The organism is Microcystis aeruginosa LEGE 91341, assembly GCF_015206885.1.
Taxonomy (GTDB): Bacteria; Cyanobacteriota; Cyanobacteriia; order Cyanobacteriales; family Microcystaceae; genus Microcystis; species Microcystis aeruginosa_H.
The window spans coordinates 16,079-33,642 of record NZ_JADEXY010000036.1 but is presented as its reverse complement, the minus strand read 5'-3'; the positions used below and the strand labels follow the sequence as shown (position 1 = coordinate 33,642).

Annotated in this window: 11 protein-coding genes, 1 tRNA gene and 2 pseudogenes; 10 read left to right on the top strand and 4 right to left on the bottom strand. The window is 44.7% G+C overall.

Annotated features, from left to right (window positions below; translation table 11 throughout):
• Nucleotides 1-130 precede the first annotated feature (130 nt).
• Nucleotides 131-421 carry a DUF2288 domain-containing protein gene (locus IQ234_RS07655; RefSeq protein WP_002745388.1) on the bottom strand — a complete coding sequence of 97 codons (291 nt, stop codon included), beginning with the start codon at nt 419-421 and terminating at the stop codon, nt 131-133.
• 135 nt (nt 422-556) lie between these two features.
• On the opposite strand from IQ234_RS07655, the gene IQ234_RS07650 reads away from it, so the two are divergent.
• The 6 genes from IQ234_RS07650 to IQ234_RS07625 all read left to right on the top strand — a co-directional run bounded on the left by IQ234_RS07650 (nt 557) and on the right by IQ234_RS07625 (nt 5,341).
• Nucleotides 557-1,129, top strand: a complete 573-nt coding sequence (locus tag IQ234_RS07650; RefSeq protein WP_193956659.1) for a TetR/AcrR family transcriptional regulator — start codon at nt 557-559, stop codon at nt 1,127-1,129.
• Between the two features lie 31 nt (nt 1,130-1,160).
• Nucleotides 1,161-2,444 (top strand): HlyD family efflux transporter periplasmic adaptor subunit, encoded by a 1,284-nt coding sequence (locus IQ234_RS07645; protein ID WP_193956658.1) that lies wholly within the window; start codon nt 1,161-1,163, stop codon nt 2,442-2,444.
• Between the two features lie 7 nt (nt 2,445-2,451).
• The gene (gene devC, locus IQ234_RS07640; protein ID WP_193956657.1) at nt 2,452-3,624 is read left to right on the top strand and encodes an ABC transporter permease DevC; all 1,173 of its coding nucleotides are present in this window, start codon (nt 2,452-2,454) and stop codon (nt 3,622-3,624) included.
• 18 nt (nt 3,625-3,642) lie between these two features.
• The gene (locus IQ234_RS07635) at nt 3,643-4,362 is read left to right on the top strand and encodes a DevA family ABC transporter ATP-binding protein (RefSeq protein WP_193956656.1); all 720 of its coding nucleotides are present in this window, start codon (nt 3,643-3,645) and stop codon (nt 4,360-4,362) included.
• 61 nt (nt 4,363-4,423) lie between these two features.
• Nucleotides 4,424-4,515 (top strand) — tRNA-Ser (locus tag IQ234_RS07630).
• A 19-nt stretch (nt 4,516-4,534) separates the two neighbouring features.
• On the top strand, nt 4,535-5,341 hold the full coding sequence (locus tag IQ234_RS07625; RefSeq protein WP_193956655.1) for a radical SAM protein: 807 nt from the start codon (nt 4,535-4,537) through the stop codon (nt 5,339-5,341).
• Here IQ234_RS07625 and mrdA read toward each other — a convergent pair.
• A complete protein-coding gene (mrdA, locus tag IQ234_RS07620) occupies nt 5,338-7,233 on the bottom strand; it encodes a penicillin-binding protein 2 (RefSeq protein ID WP_193956654.1) in 1,896 nt (631 codons plus the stop codon). The two genes, IQ234_RS07625 and mrdA, sit on opposite strands and share 4 nt — an antisense overlap.
• A gap of 535 nt (nt 7,234-7,768) precedes the next feature.
• Nucleotides 7,769-8,878 (bottom strand): S-(hydroxymethyl)glutathione dehydrogenase/class III alcohol dehydrogenase, encoded by a 1,110-nt coding sequence (locus tag IQ234_RS07615; protein ID WP_002787582.1) that lies wholly within the window; start codon nt 8,876-8,878, stop codon nt 7,769-7,771.
• 83 nt (nt 8,879-8,961) lie between these two features.
• Between IQ234_RS07615 and IQ234_RS07610 the strand changes: the two genes are divergently transcribed.
• Both IQ234_RS07610 and IQ234_RS07605 read left to right on the top strand, forming a co-directional pair.
• The gene (locus IQ234_RS07610) at nt 8,962-12,624 is read left to right on the top strand and encodes a tetratricopeptide repeat protein (protein WP_193956653.1); all 3,663 of its coding nucleotides are present in this window, start codon (nt 8,962-8,964) and stop codon (nt 12,622-12,624) included.
• A 558-nt stretch (nt 12,625-13,182) separates the two neighbouring features.
• Nucleotides 13,183-14,334, top strand: a complete 1,152-nt coding sequence (locus tag IQ234_RS07605; protein ID WP_193956652.1) for a SpoIID/LytB domain-containing protein — start codon at nt 13,183-13,185, stop codon at nt 14,332-14,334.
• 77 nt (nt 14,335-14,411) lie between these two features.
• Here the strand turns inward: IQ234_RS07605 and IQ234_RS07600 are convergent.
• Nucleotides 14,412-15,001: pseudogene (locus IQ234_RS07600) on the bottom strand (RNA-guided endonuclease InsQ/TnpB family protein); the annotation flags it as partial.
• 165 nt (nt 15,002-15,166) lie between these two features.
• Here IQ234_RS07600 and IQ234_RS21045 point away from each other — a divergent pair.
• Both IQ234_RS21045 and glyS read left to right on the top strand, forming a co-directional pair.
• Nucleotides 15,167-15,373 (top strand): annotated as a pseudogene (locus tag IQ234_RS21045) (transposase); the annotation flags it as partial.
• 51 nt (nt 15,374-15,424) lie between these two features.
• Nucleotides 15,425-17,557 carry a glycine--tRNA ligase subunit beta gene (gene glyS, locus IQ234_RS07595; RefSeq protein ID WP_193956651.1) on the top strand — a complete coding sequence of 711 codons (2,133 nt, stop codon included), beginning with the start codon at nt 15,425-15,427 and terminating at the stop codon, nt 17,555-17,557.
• Nucleotides 17,558-17,564: the final 7 nt, after the last annotated feature.

The following is a 17,564-nucleotide window of genomic DNA, read 5'->3' as shown; positions in this document are numbered from 1 at the left end:
CCATCCCGAACTCGGTTGTGAAACTTCACCGTGGCCAAGATACTTGTCGGGTTGCCGACCGGGACAATAGCTCGATGCCAGGATTATTCTTTCCTACCCCTCAATCTCACCAGATTGGGGGGTTTGGTTTTTAAGCTATGGTCTGAATTAACACAAAAGGTTGCACGATTAGTGTATTAAAAAGGTTATCGGGATGGGAATTCCAATCGCTTAATTGCTCTTGTGTCGGTTTTTCTAGTAGTTTTTCCCCGATCCAATTCTGCACTTGAGCAACCTGATCACCGGCGATCGCTTCTGCCACTTCGATTAAATTGAGGGAATCGGAAACCAGGATCAGCGCATCCCTTTGAGCATGGGGGATCAAGTCACTCCACTCCACTTCGGCTAATTCCTCTAATAACTGCTCGTGAATATTACCCATACTGTCAATCCTTGCGAAAAAGCTCGCTCAATAACGAATTATCCCCTTCTTCTAGCATACAGGCAAAGGGACGACCGATTTCCCCATTCATAGTAAGGTTAAGCTAAAATATAACGAACGTTCGATATTAAACTTATGCCTAAGATAGTAGATGTAGAACAATACCGAAAAGAACTCCTCTTAAAAAGTGCCGAACTCTTTGCCGAGAAAGGCTATGCTGACATGACGACGAGAGAATTAGCGCAAGGATTGGGAGTGTCCACGGGAACGCTGTACCACTACTTTCCCAGTAAAGCGGCACTTTTCGAGCAATTAGTCGAGGAGATGTGCCGAGAGGATGTTTTATTAGCTAAACTCGAGATCGATCGAGGAAAAACCCTGATAGAAAAGCTAAAAATTCTCGGACAATTTATGACTAATCGCGAGGATTCCTGCATTAAACAATTATTCTTATGGATTGATTATTCTCAATACCAAGGACGAGAAGAACTGAGTCGTAGTCAACTTTTTGAGCGCGTTGATCGCCGCTATCATCAGGCAGTAATCGAGATTTTAGGTATTAGCGATCCGAGTGTAGCTTGGTTAGTTGTCAGCGTTATTAATGGACTGATATTAGAGCGCCTGTGGTGCAATGAACAGATTGCGATCAATGAACAAATGGAATTATTAGGTAAAATTCTTACTACTTATTTGCAGAAAAACTGTTAACCCCCAACAATCACTTATTAACTAAAAAATTATGAACGGTAAAACTTTTGTGAAACCAAATCAAAAGTTAATAATCGGGTTAATAGTATTAGGCACAGGATTATTAGGAATAACCAGCTTTTATACTCTTTCCCAAGTCGCCACCAAACCCGAAACCAAAACCCCTGTAATTGCGTCGCACACACCGCAAAAAATCACCGCTTTAGGCAGAATTGAACCAAGGACAGAAATTATCAGTATATCCGCCCCGATGTTGCTTGATTCCGATCGAGTCATGCAATTATTAGTCGATGAAGGAGATAGCGTTAAAACAGGACAAATAATCGCCATTCTCGAAAGTCGGGAAAGATTAGAGGATAACCTGCGACAGGCACAAGAACAGGTGAAAGTAGCCGCAGCCAAGCTAGAACAGGTGAAAGCTGGAGCAAAAGTCGGTGAAATCGATGCTAATACTGCTAACGTGCTAAAAATCGAAGCACAATGGTTAGGAGATCAAGCAACCCAACGGACAACTATCCAAAGATTAACAGCGCAATTAGAAGGGGATAGGGCTGCCCAAAAAGCGACAATTGCTAAATTAGAAGCAGAATATCGCAATGCCAAAGCTGAATTTGATCGCCACGAAAAACTCTATCAAGAAGGGGCAATTTCTGCCTCTAGTTTTGATAGTAAAAGACTGAATTTAGAAACCAGTAATCAACAACTAACAGAAGCAAAAGTTACCCTAGAGAGAATTGAACGCACCGGTAAACAACAGATAGAAGAAGCCAAGACTACCCTAGCCCGGATTGAATCCACCGGTCAACAGCAGATCAAAGAAGCCAGATCCACTTTAAATCAAGTCTCGGAAGTGCGGGGAGTCGATGTGCGGGCAGCCGAAGCGGAGGTAAATGCTGCCCTAGTTGCCGTTAAAAAAGCCCAAACCGAGTTAAATCAGGCCTATATTCGATCGCCAATTTCCGGCAAAGTGATTAAAGTCAATACCCGTATCGGGGAACAAATCAACGCTCAAGGAATTGTTGATCTCGCTGAAACCGATCGCATGGAAGTAATTGCCGAAATCTATCAAAGCGATATCGGGAAAATTCGCAAGGGACAAACTGCCACGATTACCGGATCGGCGTTTAAGGGCGAAGTTAGGGGAAAAGTGCGCTTAATTGCCTTAAAAGTTGACCAACAAAATATCTTCAGCAATCAACCAGGAGAAAACTTCGATCGCAAAGTTATCTCTGTCCGTATTGCCTTAGATCGCGAAAACAGTCAAAAAGTGGCAGGTTTAACCAATTCCCAAGTAACTGTAACTATTAATCAGTAGGTTTTCCATGAAACTAACCCATCTATTCAAAAAAACGCCCCTATCTTGGTTACAGGTGACGCGAGAGAAAACCCGTTTGATTGTGGCTATTGCTGGGATTGCTTTTGCTGACTTCCTAATTTTCACACAGTTGGGGTTTCGGGATGCCTTATTTGATGCTTCCGTTAAACCCCATTATGTCCTTGATGCGGATTTAGTCCTGATTAATCCCCAATTTGATACCCTCTTTGCGGTGAAAAGTTTCTCGCGTGATCGCTTGTACCAAGCGAAAAGAGTCGAGGGCATTCAATCTATAGCCCCAGTTTATATTGCTTCGGCCCAGTGGCGCAATCCCGAAACTGCCCTAGAAAGAACTACTTTAGTCTTTGGTTTTGATCCCAGTCAACGGGTTTTTACTCTCCCAGAAGTCAATCAAAAATCCAGTGATCTAAAGATGTTAAATCGCGTCCTGTACGATCAAGCTGGTAGGCCAGAATTCGGTCCAATTGCCGATTTACTCCAGAAAAACCCCGATTTGACAGTTCAGTTAAATAAAAAAGAGGTACAGGTAGCGGGAATTTTTACCCTTGGTGCCTCCTTTGCTGCCGATGGTAACGTCATTAGCAGTGATTCTACCTTTTTAAGGCTCTTTCCCGAACGTCAACCCCACGAAATCGATCTAGGACTGGTGAAACTGCAACCGGGGGCAAATATCGAGGCAGTAAAAGCCAATTTACAGGCACTTTTCCCTAAAAATGAAGTAATAGTCCTTACTTTAAAAGAATTTGCCGAAAGGGAAAAAACCTATTGGGCAAATGGTACAGCGATTGGTTTTATCTTTGGTTTAGGTACAGTAGTCGGTTTTATCGTCGGGATCGTCATTGTCTATCAGATTCTCTATTCCGATGTCACCGATCACTTACCCGAATACGCTACCCTAAAAGCTATGGGTTACGGTGATTGGTATTTAGTCGGGGTTTTGATGCAAGAGGCTTTATTACTAGCGGTTTTAGGGTATATACCGGGGTTTATCGTCTCTCTCGGTGTTTATAATCTCGCTTCCTCCGCTACACTTCTACCCATAGTGATGACTACCGCTAGGGCGATCGAAGTTTTAATCCTAACAGTTATCATGTGTATTGCCTCTGGAATTGTCGCTATGGGGAAATTAAGGACAGCAGATCCAGCCGATATTTTTTAAACTATCAAGGGTGAAATAATGCTTATTTTTCAAAAAGAGCGAGAATTAGGGGATTTTAGCCCTAATGAACCTGTAATTGCGATTAAAGGCTTAAATTACTATTTTGGTACGGGGGAATTAAAAAAACAGGTTTTATACGATATTGATCTGGAAATTAAAGCGGGGGAAGTAGTGATTATGACTGGTCCTTCGGGATCGGGGAAAACTACTTTATTGAGTTTAATGGGAGGTTTGCGATCGGCACAAGCGGGCAGTTTAAAAATTCTCGGCCAAGAAATGTTAGGAATTGGTAAGGGCAAAATGCTGAAAATTCGCCGACAAATTGGCTATATTTTTCAAGCACATAATTTACTAAAATTCCTGACAGCGAAACAAAACGTTAGGATGTCTTTGGAACTGCACGAGGAGTTTTTAGAACAAGATCTCAATCAAAAAGCCACGGCAATTTTGGAATCGGTGGGTTTAGGGGACCGCGTTGATTATTATCCCCACGATCTATCAGGGGGACAAAAACAACGGGTTGCGATCGCTCGCGCCCTCGTCAGTCATCCCAAATTAGTCCTCGCTGATGAACCGACCGCGGCCTTAGATAAACAATCCGGGCGCGATGTGGTGGAAATCATGCAGAAATTGGCAAAAGAACAAGGTTGCACGATTTTACTCGTCACCCACGATAACCGGATTCTCGACATCGCCGATCGCATTGTCAATATGGAGGATGGTCGTTTAAGCGATTAACTGCCCAAAAATTACTTGCCAAAAATCAGACCTTTATGTTAGACTAAAATAATGTCATCTTGGAGAGGTGGCAGAGTGGTCGAATGCGGCAGATTGCTAATCTGTTGTACGAATCGTAAGACCGTACCGAGGGTTCGAATCCCTCCCTCTCCGTCTTCTTTCGGTATTTTCGATGACTGCTCCCCAGGATTGTTTCTGCTCCGTATATGGCCCAGTTGCCTCTTGGCGTTTCGGCAGTTCCCTGGGCATCGATCCGATCGGTTTAGTTTCCACCTGTTCCTTTAACTGTGCCTACTGTCAGTTAGGAGAAATTGAGCAAAAAACCGAGCAGCGAAGAATTTTTATCACTAGCGAACAAATTAGCAGGGATTTAAGTGCCTTTGCCCCCTGGGACGTGGATATAGTCACTCTCAGTGGTAGCGGGGAACCCACCCTCGCCCTCAATTTAGGGGAAATACTGGCCACCGTCAAGGAAATGACCGAGCGGCCGGTGGCGGTCTTAACCAATAGTACCCTCTTGGGAGATGCCCAAGTGCGTCAAGACTTGAGCAAAGCTGATATCGTCGCCGCTAAAATCGATGCTGTTTCCGAGTCCCAATGGCGACGGGTTAACCGTCCGGTCCCCGGTCTGGATTGGCAGGAGCTTTGGTGGGGATTAAGACAATTTCGCCAAGAATGGTCGGGAAAACTAGCAATTCAAACCATGCTACTGTCCTCTTGGTCGCCCCAAGATCAAGACCGATACATCGATTTGATGCAACAGCTACAACCGGATGAAATTCAACTTAACACCCCGACCCGTCCCCGGGCCAGACAAAGAAAATTAGAAGCCCGCGGTAATAATCCCCTTAGCGCGGGCGACGGAATGCAAATTCTCAAACCGGTAAACGCTGAAATATTGGCAATTTGGGCGGAAAAAATGGCAACGGCCACGGGAATTACCGTGCGCTGTGTGCCGCTTACCGCCACCGGTCTCTAGGGCTTCGGCCGGGGTTTTTCTTCTTTGGGTTTGACATTAAAATAAGCCTCCATTACCTGACGTACCATAGGTGCGGCCACTTTCCCACCACCACCGCCGGAATGTTCCACAAAGGCGACCACAACAATTTCGGGCTTGTCGAAGGGTTTACCCTGAGCTACGTCGAAGGGGGCGAAAGCTCCAAACCAAGCGTGGGACTTGCCTGGAGGTGCTTCTGCTGTGCCGCTTTTGCCCGCTACAGGTGGTAAAGCGGGGTCTGATAGGGCCCGACCGGTTCCTTCCGCTACCACGGCTCTCAGGGACTTTCTCAGGGTGTCTAGGGTGCTAGGTTTCATGTTCAAAGACTTGCGCCATTCCTTAACATCCCGGGCATCCTGTAAAAGGTGCGGTTTCACCAAAAAACCGCCGTTAGCGGGGACAGCAAACATCACAGCTACCTGTAGGGGAGTCGCCAGGGTAAATCCTTGACCGATCGACATATTAATCGTATCGCCTACGGACCAATCCCAGTTTTTAAAATTACGCAGTTTCCAATCGCGATCGGCAATTAACCCCGGGGTTTCTTCCGCTAATTCTATCCCAGTTTTCTGACCGAAACCGTAGCGCCGGGCCATGGCAATTAAAGCCGGTCCCCCCACCCCGCGACCAATTTGACCATGAAAAGTGTTACTACTCATGGCCATGGCCCGGACAAAACCGATCGGACCAAAACCGGCGTGATTCCATTCTCCAAAAGCTGTCCCCCCCACATAAAGAGCGGCAAAGGTATTTAAGACCGTATTAGGGGGAAATTTCCCCGATTCCATGCCAGCAGTGGCAGTGACGACTTTAAAGGTGGAAGCGGGGGGGAATCCTTGGAGAGCGCGGTTAACAAACGGGTTGCCCTCCGCTTGTAGTTTTTTCCAAGTGGCGGTGGTAATTGGGGCCGAGAAAACATTGGGATCGAAACTAGGATAACTGACCATGGCCCGCACAGAACCATCCCGGGGATCGATCGCCACGATCGCACCTTTGCGTTTTCCTAAAGCGGCCTCGGCGGCTTTTTGGAGTTTTAAATCTAGTGTCAGGGTGACATCTTGCCCCGGTTTAGCAATTTTTTGGCCGAGAATTTGGATTACTTGTCCCGATCCGTTGACCTCTAACTGCATTCCCCCCCATTCTCCCCGCAATTTTGACTCGTAGGCGGCTTCTACACCCATTTTACCGACGACATCTCCCAATCGGTAGCCCTGGGGTCTTTTGGCTTTATATTCCTCCGGGGTTAGTTCCCCGGTATAACCGAGAATATGCGCCCCGATTTTACCATTGGGGTAGTAGCGCACTGATTCCACGTCCACTTCAATGCCGGTTAATTCGTCTTTGTATTCCTCTAGGGCGATAATTTGGGCCGGAGTTAAACCCCTAGCGATGCGGATCAGGGTGGAGGGGTTTTCGTCCGCTTCGTTAATGCGTTTTTCTAGGTCGCTTCTGGGAATGCCTAAAATACTGGCTAAACGGTCAAGATTGAGTTTTTGGGCGGGATTACGCTGGGATTTGGGCCAAATATAGGCCGCATGGGTTAAGCGGGCCGTAGCCAAAACTTTGCCATTGCGATCGAATAAGTTGCCCCGGACCGGAGGTTTAGGAAGAATGCGAATCCGGTTATTTTCTGCTCTTTCTCGGTTAATTTGTCCTTGCTGCAGTTGTAAATAGGCCAATCGTGAGCCAACTCCTCCTAGCAGGACAATGCTAATTAAGCCCATAATTAGCCATGACTGACGCTGACGACCGACTAGACGCTCTTTATCTTTGATTTTATGTAATTTATTCGGCGCTGGCCGCGTCAGCGAGGTGAGCGGTTTTTTCGGTTTCAGTTTGACTTTGGTTTTTGATAGGAGTCCGCTATTACGCATTTGCTTAAAGTTAAGTAGTCGTGCAAAATTAATTTCCTAGTCGAGACAGGAGACAGGAGACAGGAGACGGGAGACGGGATACAGCTATTAGGGATCGGATTTGAGTTTTCAGTTCACTGTTTGCTCACATCAGAAGTCTGACGGAGTAGTGGCTTAGATGTGTAATTAATTGTGCTTAGATACTTATAAAATTTAAAAGTTATTAGGGCAGTCATCAGTTATCAGTTATCAGATTTGAGTTCTAAGTGAGTAGTTTTAAATAGCACTTTCCCGATGTCTTTTCACTGTTTACTGTTCACTGAAAAAGACGCAATACTAGGTGATTTAGCTCCTCTGTTGACTAAAGTTCAGGGTATCTGCAATATATCTTAACAAAATAAGTGTAAATACTGGGAGTGGAAGGAACCACTCCAGACACAGAGGACACAAAGATTGATCACTTCTATAGTAAGTTAAAGAGAGCCAAGAAACTGGCGCACACATATAGTTAAGAGTTTGTCAAGTCTTTCTTAACTATATGTAACATTATCCCTGCTCAAAATGTAATCACACTGCGGATAGAATCCCCTTGGTGCATCAGGTCAAAAGCCTCGTTAATTCTTGCCAGAGGCAGAACGTGGGTGATTAAATCATCAATATTAATCTTGCCGTCCATGTACCAATCGACTATTTTTGGTACATCTGTACGACCTCTTGCCCCACCAAAAGCCGTACCTTTCCAGACCCGTCCGGTGACTAATTGAAAAGGACGGGTACTAATTTCTTGGCCGGCCCCGGCTACACCGATAATAGTGGCAACACCCCAACCTTTATGGCAACATTCCAAAGCTTGACGCATAATCTGGACATTGCCGATACACTCAAAACTATAATCGGCCCCACCTTTAGTTAAATCCACCAGATAGGCCACTAAATCCCCCTCGATTTCTTGGGGATTAACAAAATGAGTCATCCCGAATTTGGTCGCTAAAGCTTGTTTCTGGGGATTGATATCGACCCCGACAATCATATCGGCCCCCACCAAACGGGCCCCTTGAATAACATTTAAACCGATACCTCCCAGACCAAAAACCACCACTTTTGCCCCCGGTTCCACTTTAGCGGTATTAATCACCGCACCGATACCTGTAGTGACTCCGCAGCCGATATAACAGACTTTTTCAAAGGGAGCATCGGGGCGAATCTTAGCTAGAGAAATCTCCGGCAGTACGGTATAGTTAGCAAAAGTCGAGGTTCCCATGTAGTGATAAAGAGGCTGACCATCGAGGGAAAAACGACTGGTTCCATCCGGCATTACTCCCCGACCTTGGGTAAGACGAATTGCTTGACAGAGATTGGTTTTAAAGCTGAGACAGTATTCGCACTGACGACATTCGGGAATGTATAGGGGAATCACAGGATCACCCACTTTTAGGCTAGTGACACCTTTTCCCACTTCTACCACGATTCCGGCCCCTTCATGGCCTAAAATTGAGGGAAATAAGCCTTCAGGATCGGCCCCAGAGAGAGTATAGGCATCGGTGTGACAAACTCCCGTGGCTTTGATTTCTACTAACACTTCCCCCGCTTGCGGTGGTGCTAATTGTACCGTTTCAATAGTTAGGGGTTTTCCCGCTTCTAGGGCAACTGCCGCTCGAACATCCATAGGCTCAAAGCAATAGGTTTTTTCCAGTATAATACCGTTAAACTGCTGAAGAGTTGTAATAGAACAATTCTAAACTTATCTCTATGTTAGTCCTCACCATCCGCGAAGAAGGAATTAACGATGGTGGCTTTACTGCTAGTCTCAATTTTGATAGCGGTAACAGCTACCCAATTACGGTTACTGACCCCTTTACTAACCAAGAAGAAAAAGACCTAGAATGGTACTTTGAGGAATGGTTAGTATTTCCGACGCTAGAGACGGATAAGGCGCAAAAAGCCGCCAACAGTGTCCAAAACTATGGCGAAAACCTATTTAAACAGGTTTTCCAGAGTAATTTAAATGCTTATGGGGAATATCGAGACTTGCGAAAGCAGTTAAGTCAACTGCAAATTATCATCGAAAGTCAGTCGCCAGAATTTCAAGCTTTACATTGGGAAGCGCTGAAAGATCCTGATTTACCGCGTCCCTTTTCTATAGATTGTATCATCTCCCGCCAGCGTCGAGGGGCTACACTTGTCCCGGTGCAAATGGCCACTTATCCTACTATCAATCTCTTGGCGGTGATTGCGCGTCCTAATGAGGAATCTGATGTTAACTATCGCACGATTTCCCGTCCTTTGGTAGAACTGGTAAATAGTAGTGAAATACCGGTAAAAATTGATATTTTGCGTCCCGGAACTTATGAATCACTAACCAGACATCTGGATGAGAAAGGAAAAGGATACTATCATGTTATTCATTTCGATGTTCATGGCGGATTAATGGAATATGAACAGTACCAAAGACAGGTTCACGGGGACTCTTGGCGCTATCAAAGGGGATGGGGACTGGAGGATTTAGCAGAATATGAGGGAGTAAAAGCTTTTCTGTTTCTGGAAGGAGAAGAAAAAGGTCAAGCGACTCCGGTAGAAGCGACGGAATTAGCGAATTTACTCACAGGGAAAAATATTCCCATTTGTATTCTCAATGCTTGTCAGTCAGCAAAGCAAATTTCCCAGGAATCAGAAGACTATCGGGAAACCAGTTTGGGGAGTCGTTTAATGACTGCGGGAATGCAAGCAGTGGTGGCGATGGGATATTCGGTGACGGTTTCTGCAGCTAAGTTGATGATGAAACCAATTTATCAGCAATTATTGAACGGAAAAGACCTAACGGAAGCGATGCGAAAAGGACGGTTAGAGTTATTCAATAATAAGCAACGCCGCGCCTATTATAACACGATAATAGATTTAGAAGATTGGTTACTACCGGTGATTTATTGTCGCGGTAAAATTAATCTCAATTTGCGTCCATTTACTCCAGAAGAGGAAGAAAAATACTGGGAACATATCGGCAATCAATATGTCTTTCCCTTACCAGAATACGGCTTTGTCGGCAGGGATTTAGAGATTCTCAAGATGGAAAAGGCGCTGCTGAAACATAATATCCTTTTACTCAAAGGAATGGGAGGGACAGGAAAAACTACTTTACTCAATTATCTACGAGAATGGTGGCAGAAAACCAACTGGGCGACCCATATTTTCTATTTTGGTTATGATATAAAAGCTTGGACGTTAGAACAGATTGTCTATGAAATCGGTCAGGGAATTTATAATCGTTTTGAACAGGGGAGTTTCCAAGCAATGAACCTGAAAGCGCGGGTAAAGAAACTAGAACAAAAACTCCGCAGTGAGGCGTATATTCTCATTTTAGATAATCTGGAGTCGGTGACGGGACAACCGTTAGCAATTCAGAATACTTTACCGGAGAATGAGAGGGAAGCAATCGCCGAATTTCTCAAGAATTTGGTGGGGGGAAAAACGAAGGTGATTTTGGGTTCTCGCAGTGAGGAAACTTGGCTGCAACGCAGGACTTTTAAGGAGAATATCTATCAGTTACAAGGATTAGACCAAGAGTCGAGAACTGAATTAGCGGAGAGAATCTTAGAACGTCAGGCGAAGAGTCGGAAAAATGCGATTAAAAAGGATGATTATTTTAAACGCTTGATGAAGTTGTTGGCGGGATATCCGTTGGCGATGGAAGTGGTATTAGCGAATCTGAAGCGACAGTCACCGGAGGAGATTTGGCAAGGGTTACAGTTGGCGGAATTAGTTAATGTGGGGGATGAGGATAAGACTAATAATATCATCAAATGTGTGGAATATTCCCACAGTAATTTGTCGGAGGAGGCGCAGAAGTTGTTACTCTGTTTAGCGCCTTTTAGTGGGTTTATTAACAGGTTTTTTATCTCTGCTTACAGCCAACAACTACAGCAATTAGAACCCTTACAAGGCTATCAGTTTGACCAATTTGATGCAGCGATAGAAGAAGCGATTCATTGGGGTTTGCTTTCGCCGATGAGTGAAGAAATGCCGAATTTGTTGACTATTCAGCCCATTTTTCCCTACTTTTTGAAGACGAAGTTAAAAGAATTAGCACCAGAGACACAAGCAGCAATTTGGGAGGGTTTTAAGAATCATTACCGAGGCTTGGAAGATTATTATGAGAACTTACTAAATTCCAAAAATCCGCAAGAGAAGCAGTGGGGGATATTGTTCTGTCGCTGGGAGTATGAAAATCTGTTTAATGCGTTGCAGATTTGTTTGGAAAAGCAGGAAAATATTGAGATCTTTTTTTGCTTAAATAATTATTTTTTTACTACCAATGATGTTAGTAGCAAACTGAAACTATGCGAGAGTGTTTGTCAAGCTTGTCAAAGTTATCCTGAAGAGATTAAAACTGGGATAATCGGTAGTAACATTGTTGGTGCTTTGGGCAATCTCGCCAGGGCCTATCAAGATACAAAAAACTATGAACAGGCGAAACAGACTCATCTAAAAGTTATTGAATTAATTCAAAATCTCCAAGGAGTGGACGAGCAACAAAAAGCCTCAATATTGGGACCTACCTATCACAATTTGGGAGTGGTAGCGCAAGAATTGAGGGAATGGGAGCAAGCCCGAAGCTACTACCAGCAAGCTATTGAGATCTTCATTGAATATGGCGCTGCCGGAGGCACGCAAAGCGCCCGCTTCTCCCAAGCCCACACCCTGCACCAGTTGGGAATGGTAGCGCAAGAATTGAGGGAATGGGAGCAAGCCCGAAGCTACTACCAGCAAGCTATTGAGATCAAGATTGAATATGGCGATCGCTACAAGCAAGCCGGCACCCTGAGTAATTTGGGAATGGTAGCGCAAGAATTGAGGGAATGGGAGCAAGCCCGAAGCTACTACCAGCAAGCTATTGAGATCGATATTGAATATGGAGAGCGCTTCTCCCAAGCCATCACCCTGCACAATTTGGGAAACCTAGCGAAAGAATTGAGGGAATGGGAGCAAGCCCGAAGCTACTACCAGCAAGCTATTGAGATCTGCATTGAATATGGCGAACGCTTTTCTCAAGCCAACACCCTGCACCAGTTGGGAAAGGTAGCGCAAGAATTGAGGGAATGGGAGCAAGCCCGAAGCTACTACCAGCAAGCTATTGAGATCAAGATTGAATATGGCGATCGCTACTCCCAAGCCAGCACCCTGCACAATTTGGGAATCGTAGCGGAAGGAGTTGGGGAATTGAGCCAAGCCAAAAGTTATTACCTGCAAGCCTTACAAATTTGGGCAGAATTTAACGATAGTTACACGATACAAACCTATTCTTTGCCTAGTCTTGTTGCTCTTTATCAGCAAACGCAAGATGAGGAGATTTACGTTGCTGCGGCTGATATTTTGGGGGTTGGGGTTGAGGAGGTGCGGGGTTTGCTGGAGGGTTAGGATGGGTTTTGGGCGCAATCATTGTTTGAGCGCAATCATTGTTTGAGCGCAATCATTGCGCCCCTACGGGGGAAATATTGGTTTGTCTTGGGATCTCGAAGTGTTCGGCGATGAAGCTGTTGAGTAATTCCTTTGAGGCTTGAGGTTAGTATAATTATGACAACCGCCAAGGCTGTTAGGATATTTACAATCTCCGAAACCCTCTCAGGTTGTACTTTTGACTTCTGATTTCTGACTTGCGCGTAGCACCATAACAGGAGGACAAATCGAATGGCGGCTCTCTTGGATTTGGTGGGTAAAATGTATTCTAAGATACATTCCTCCTAGCGAGGGAGTGGAACGAACCACAAAGACACAAAGGACACAAAGATCAATCATAATGTAAGTTCAGCTGATCACACAGAACCTAGAAGAGCCTGGATTAGAGGAGATTCAGCTAATCTAAGGATGGGCGGTTAAGAATTTTTTCGGCTTTTCTTGACTATTTCAGCCTGATTTGTCCTGACAAGCTCAAGAATACGAGAGTTTTTGTCTAGAATTGCCCGGTCTGAGATAGGAATGATAAAGTTAGATAAGAAAATTAAAGATGGTGTGATTAAAGTGAAATTTGCTGCTAGTACCTATTTTTCCCTGCTGCGCCATTGTGCCGTTCCTTTGTTGTCGATCGCTACTTTTACGCCAATTCTCTTAACTTATTTAGCCAAGGAAAAACCAGAAACCCCGCAACCGCAGGCAAATCTAGAGACTGCTGCCTCCCCTGCTCCTATTATCCCATCTCCGATCGCACCCTTAACCGCGCCATCGCCGAAACTATCCCCCTCTCCCCAATCTTCTGCGATTCCAAAATCAGCACCCTCTCCCCAGTCTTCCCTCTCAGCGCCGAAAAAATTAGCGCCATCGGTTCATTCCCCCAATACTTCCCCCGCTGCTGCTGCCAAACCGGTAACTAGACAACCTTTAGCGGTTCCCGCTAATTATACGCCGCCGGTCCTAGAAATTCGCGTGGCGATCAAAAGGGATGTGGCCAGTGTTTTGATTGGAGTTAACGGGCCGGCGGTGATCACCGATCGCCAAGGTCGTGGTTTAAAAACGATTGCCACTAACGAGGGTTTACCGGTCATTCCAGGTGCCAATGGCTTAAAAATGGGCGATTTATCGCTGCCAGAGGTGATTTTTGTGCAGCCCACCAGTGCCGATGGTTTAGTTTATGTGGATGATAGTTGGTATCGGGGCAAAGTGCTGCTGGTAGCCCAAGGCGATCGCTTGTTGGTGGTTAATCATGTTAATTTAGAGGCCTATCTCTATAGTGTGGTGGGTAGTGAAATGCACTCCACCGCACCAATGCACGCTTTAAAGGCACAGGCGATCGCTGCTCGTTCCTATGCTTTAGTACATATGATCCGCCCCGCTAATGCTTGGTTTCATCTGGGCAATACCCAACGCTGGCAGGTATATAAAGGCATTCGCTCGGAGTACCAATCGACTCACCAGGCGGTTAATGCCACTGCCGGGCAGATTCTCAGCTATAAAGGGGGTGTAGTCGAGTCTCTTTATGCCGCCACCGATGAAATTGTCGCTTGGGCCCACGGTGGTCGCGGTATGAGTCAAACTGGGGCTTATAAATTAGCGGAAAAAGGCCTAGATTATCAACAAATTCTCGGTAATTATTATCCCGGAGTTGGTTTAGCCCGTCTAGTTCTACAAAATTAGATTGATTGGCTTTCTCGACTGAAAACTCAAATCTGATCACTGATAACTGAAATGCCGACGATAGCAGATTTCTAATTTAATCGTTTCTTTAACGGTTTTGGTGCGTTTATCTTTTCTCCTGTTGAGAGATTCGCAAAAGTAGCAATCACTAGATCGATGAAAATAGCGATCCGCTTTATCTTTAATAATAGTGACGCTAGAAAGTTTAGAGGGTAATGGACGACTACAAATGACTTTAAAATCACCGATTTTTGCTAAAGTAACGTGGTGTTGATTGACGGTAAAGCCATTATCGGTAAATCTTGCTGATTGTTTAGATTTACATTTTTTAAATTTAGGAGGTTTTACTTTCTTTCCTTTTCTTTCCTTTTCTTTCTCCCTTGCAAGATGCAAAAAAGTTAGAGTAGGCAGTCTCTAAGTCTCTCAAAGACTGCTGCAAAGGAATAGAAGAAACCTCGGTCAGCCAGACTTTTTCTGTTGTCTTTTTAATTTGAGTTAGTCTGTTAGACAACTCGGTATATTTTGGCTTTTTCTCTCCTTGTTGATAGAGTTCTTGGCAGTAAGCTAAGGTATCGTTCCAGACAACACGCACACACCTAAACAATTGAGACAAAAGCCTCCTTTGTTGGTTTGTTGGGTCAATGCGGTACTGATACCTTGCTTTCATTGGGTTAAAATAAGTGTGTTTGCACTATATTTTAATTAGGTCTGTCAATAAGGTCAAGTCGGCTGGGAAACGAAAGACACTTTATAATCAGTAAACAGTAAAAAGACAGTAGGAAAGTTCTATTTAATACTGCACACTTAAAGACTCACATCTGATAACTGATAACTGATTGAATACCCACCGAAACTTTCTATTTCTGTAATGGTTAATTCCTTAAAAGGGGTTTCTGGTCGCAGGTATGGACAAGCTGGCTATCCCAAACCAGAGGGGAAAGATGCTCTTTGATCTCCTAGTCATTTTGTTTCTTCTCTGGGAGGTGCGCTTTATGAAGTTCTCAAGTGTTATATTAGGGATCAAGAAAAGATGTCGTAGAACGACGGGGTTTTAAACCCAAATTTTCGATAAACACGGCCAATCAATCAGATGGATTTTTTACTGGAAGTCGGTACAGAAGAACTACCCGCAGATTTTGTCGATAGCGCGATCGCACAATTGCAGGAAAGAGTTAGCAAGAGTTTAGAGACGGAATCTCTGGACGCTACTGCTATTCAAGTTTACGCAACCCCGCGCCGTTTGGCCGTGTTAATCACAGGATTACCGACGGAGCAAGAGGCTCGCAGCGAGGAGATCAAAGGACCGCCAGTTAGTGCCGCCTACAAAAATGGCCAAATTACCCCCGCGGGTGAGGGTTTTGCTCGGAAACAGGGAGTTAGCACCGCTGCTTTCTCCATTCGTGCCACAGACAAAGGAGAATTTGTCTATATTGAAAAAACGATTCCGGGTCGTCCAACAGCCGAGATTTTAACTGAATTAATTCCCCAATGGATTACCCGTTTGGAAGGAAGACGTTTTATGCGTTGGGGAGATGGAGATTTAAGATTTCCCCGGCCAATTCGTTGGTTATTAACTTTAGTGGATGGGGAAGTTTTGCCCCTAGAATTAATTAATGGCTCTACCACTTTAACCAGCGATCGCTTAACTTTTGGTCATCGCATTCTACACCCACAATCCCTAGCCATTAGTCATCCCCAAGCATATTTAACCAGTTTGCGATCGATTTTTGTGGAAGCGGATCCGCAAGCGCGTCAACAAATAATTACTGATCAGATTAGCACCCTGGCTAAAAAGCTGGAGGGAGTGGCAGAAATTCCCGCAGATTTATTAGCGGAAGTGACCAACTTAGTCGAATATCCCACGGCAATTGTTGGCAAATTTGACGATGAATTTCTGGAATTACCCCCAGAAGTAATTATTACCGTGATGGTGACACATCAGCGTTATTTCCCGGTGAAAACTCCCCAGGGTTTGTCACCCTATTTCATCACTATTTCCAATGGCGATCCCCAGAAATCTGAGATTATCTCGGCAGGAAATGAAAGGGTTATCCGCGCGCGGTTAGCTGATGCCAGATTTTTCTATACTGCCGATTGTGATGAACCCTTAGATAGTTTTCTTCCTCAACTGGAAACCGTCACTTTCCAAGAAGAATTGGGAACCATGCGCGATAAAGTCGATCGGATTATGGAAATTGCCCAAATGATCGTCGAACAGTTAAATCTCGATGAACAAAGTCGCAGTGATATAGAGTCCACTGCCATGCTTTGTAAAGCGGATTTAGTTACCCAAATGGTCTATGAATTTCCCGAATTACAGGGAGTAATGGCCGAAAAATATGCTTTAATTAGTGGCGAATCGGCTATAGTTGCCCGGGGCATTTTTGAACATTATCTACCTCGCAATGCCGGGGATATACTCCCAGAAACAATCACTGGTCAAGTGGTGGGAATTGCTGATCGCTTGGATACTTTAGTCGGTATTTTTGGACTGGGAATGCTGCCCACTGGTTCCTCAGATCCCTTCGCTCTCCGTCGGGCTGCCAATGCAATAATTAGTATTATCTGGTCAGCCAATTTTAATATCAATCTTTTGGCATTAATTGAGCAGATAGCTAAGGATTTTGTCACCTGTCATCCCGATAAACCCAACCCGGCCAATCTGATTAAAGATTTCTTTTTACAACGTCTGCAAACTCTCTTAATTGATGATTTGAGGATAGATTATGATCTCGTTAATGCGGTTTTAGGGGAAAACGATCCGGAGTATAAGTCTCGCGCTTTAGAAAATTTATTAGACACCCGTGAACGCGCCCGCTTTTTATGCCAAATTCGTCAGGATGGTCAGTTAGCCAACATCTATGAAACCGTCAATCGCTCGACCCGTTTAGCACAAAAAGGAGATTTAGATACAACTACCCTAGAAACCAAGGGAATCATTGATAGGGGGTTATTTGAACAATCCTCCGAACAAGCATTTTATGACGCTTTAATTGCCCTAATTCCCGAAACTATTAGCGCAAGAGAGCAAAGAGATTATCAGCGTCTTGTCACTGCTTTAACGGCAATTTCTCCCGTGGTGGCTGACTTTTTTGATGGCGAAAATAGTGTGTTAGTCATGGCCGAAAAAGAATCTGTCCGTCGCAATCGTTTAAATCTCTTGGGTTTACTGCGAAATCACGCCCGAGTTCTAGCAGATTTTGGCGCAATTGTCAAGGGATAATTCAGTT

Bases quoted from the DNA above. Each gene is read 5' to 3' on its own strand.
- IQ234_RS07655 (WP_002745388.1), bottom strand. From the start codon at position 421: ATGGGTAATATTCACGAGCAGTTATTAGAGGAATTAGCCGAAGTGGAG.
- IQ234_RS07650 (WP_193956659.1), top strand. From the start codon at position 557: ATGCCTAAGATAGTAGATGTAGAACAATACCGAAAAGAACTCCTCTTA.
- IQ234_RS07645 (WP_193956658.1), top strand. From the start codon at position 1,161: ATGAACGGTAAAACTTTTGTGAAACCAAATCAAAAGTTAATAATCGGG.
- devC (WP_193956657.1), top strand. From the start codon at position 2,452: ATGAAACTAACCCATCTATTCAAAAAAACGCCCCTATCTTGGTTACAG.
- IQ234_RS07635 (WP_193956656.1), top strand. From the start codon at position 3,643: ATGCTTATTTTTCAAAAAGAGCGAGAATTAGGGGATTTTAGCCCTAAT.
- IQ234_RS07625 (WP_193956655.1), top strand. From the start codon at position 4,535: ATGACTGCTCCCCAGGATTGTTTCTGCTCCGTATATGGCCCAGTTGCC.
- mrdA (WP_193956654.1), bottom strand. From the start codon at position 7,233: ATGCGTAATAGCGGACTCCTATCAAAAACCAAAGTCAAACTGAAACCG.
- IQ234_RS07615 (WP_002787582.1), bottom strand. From the start codon at position 8,878: ATGGATGTTCGAGCGGCAGTTGCCCTAGAAGCGGGAAAACCCCTAACT.
- IQ234_RS07610 (WP_193956653.1), top strand. From the start codon at position 8,962: ATGTTAGTCCTCACCATCCGCGAAGAAGGAATTAACGATGGTGGCTTT.
- IQ234_RS07605 (WP_193956652.1), top strand. From the start codon at position 13,183: ATGATAAAGTTAGATAAGAAAATTAAAGATGGTGTGATTAAAGTGAAA.
- glyS (WP_193956651.1), top strand. From the start codon at position 15,425: ATGGATTTTTTACTGGAAGTCGGTACAGAAGAACTACCCGCAGATTTT.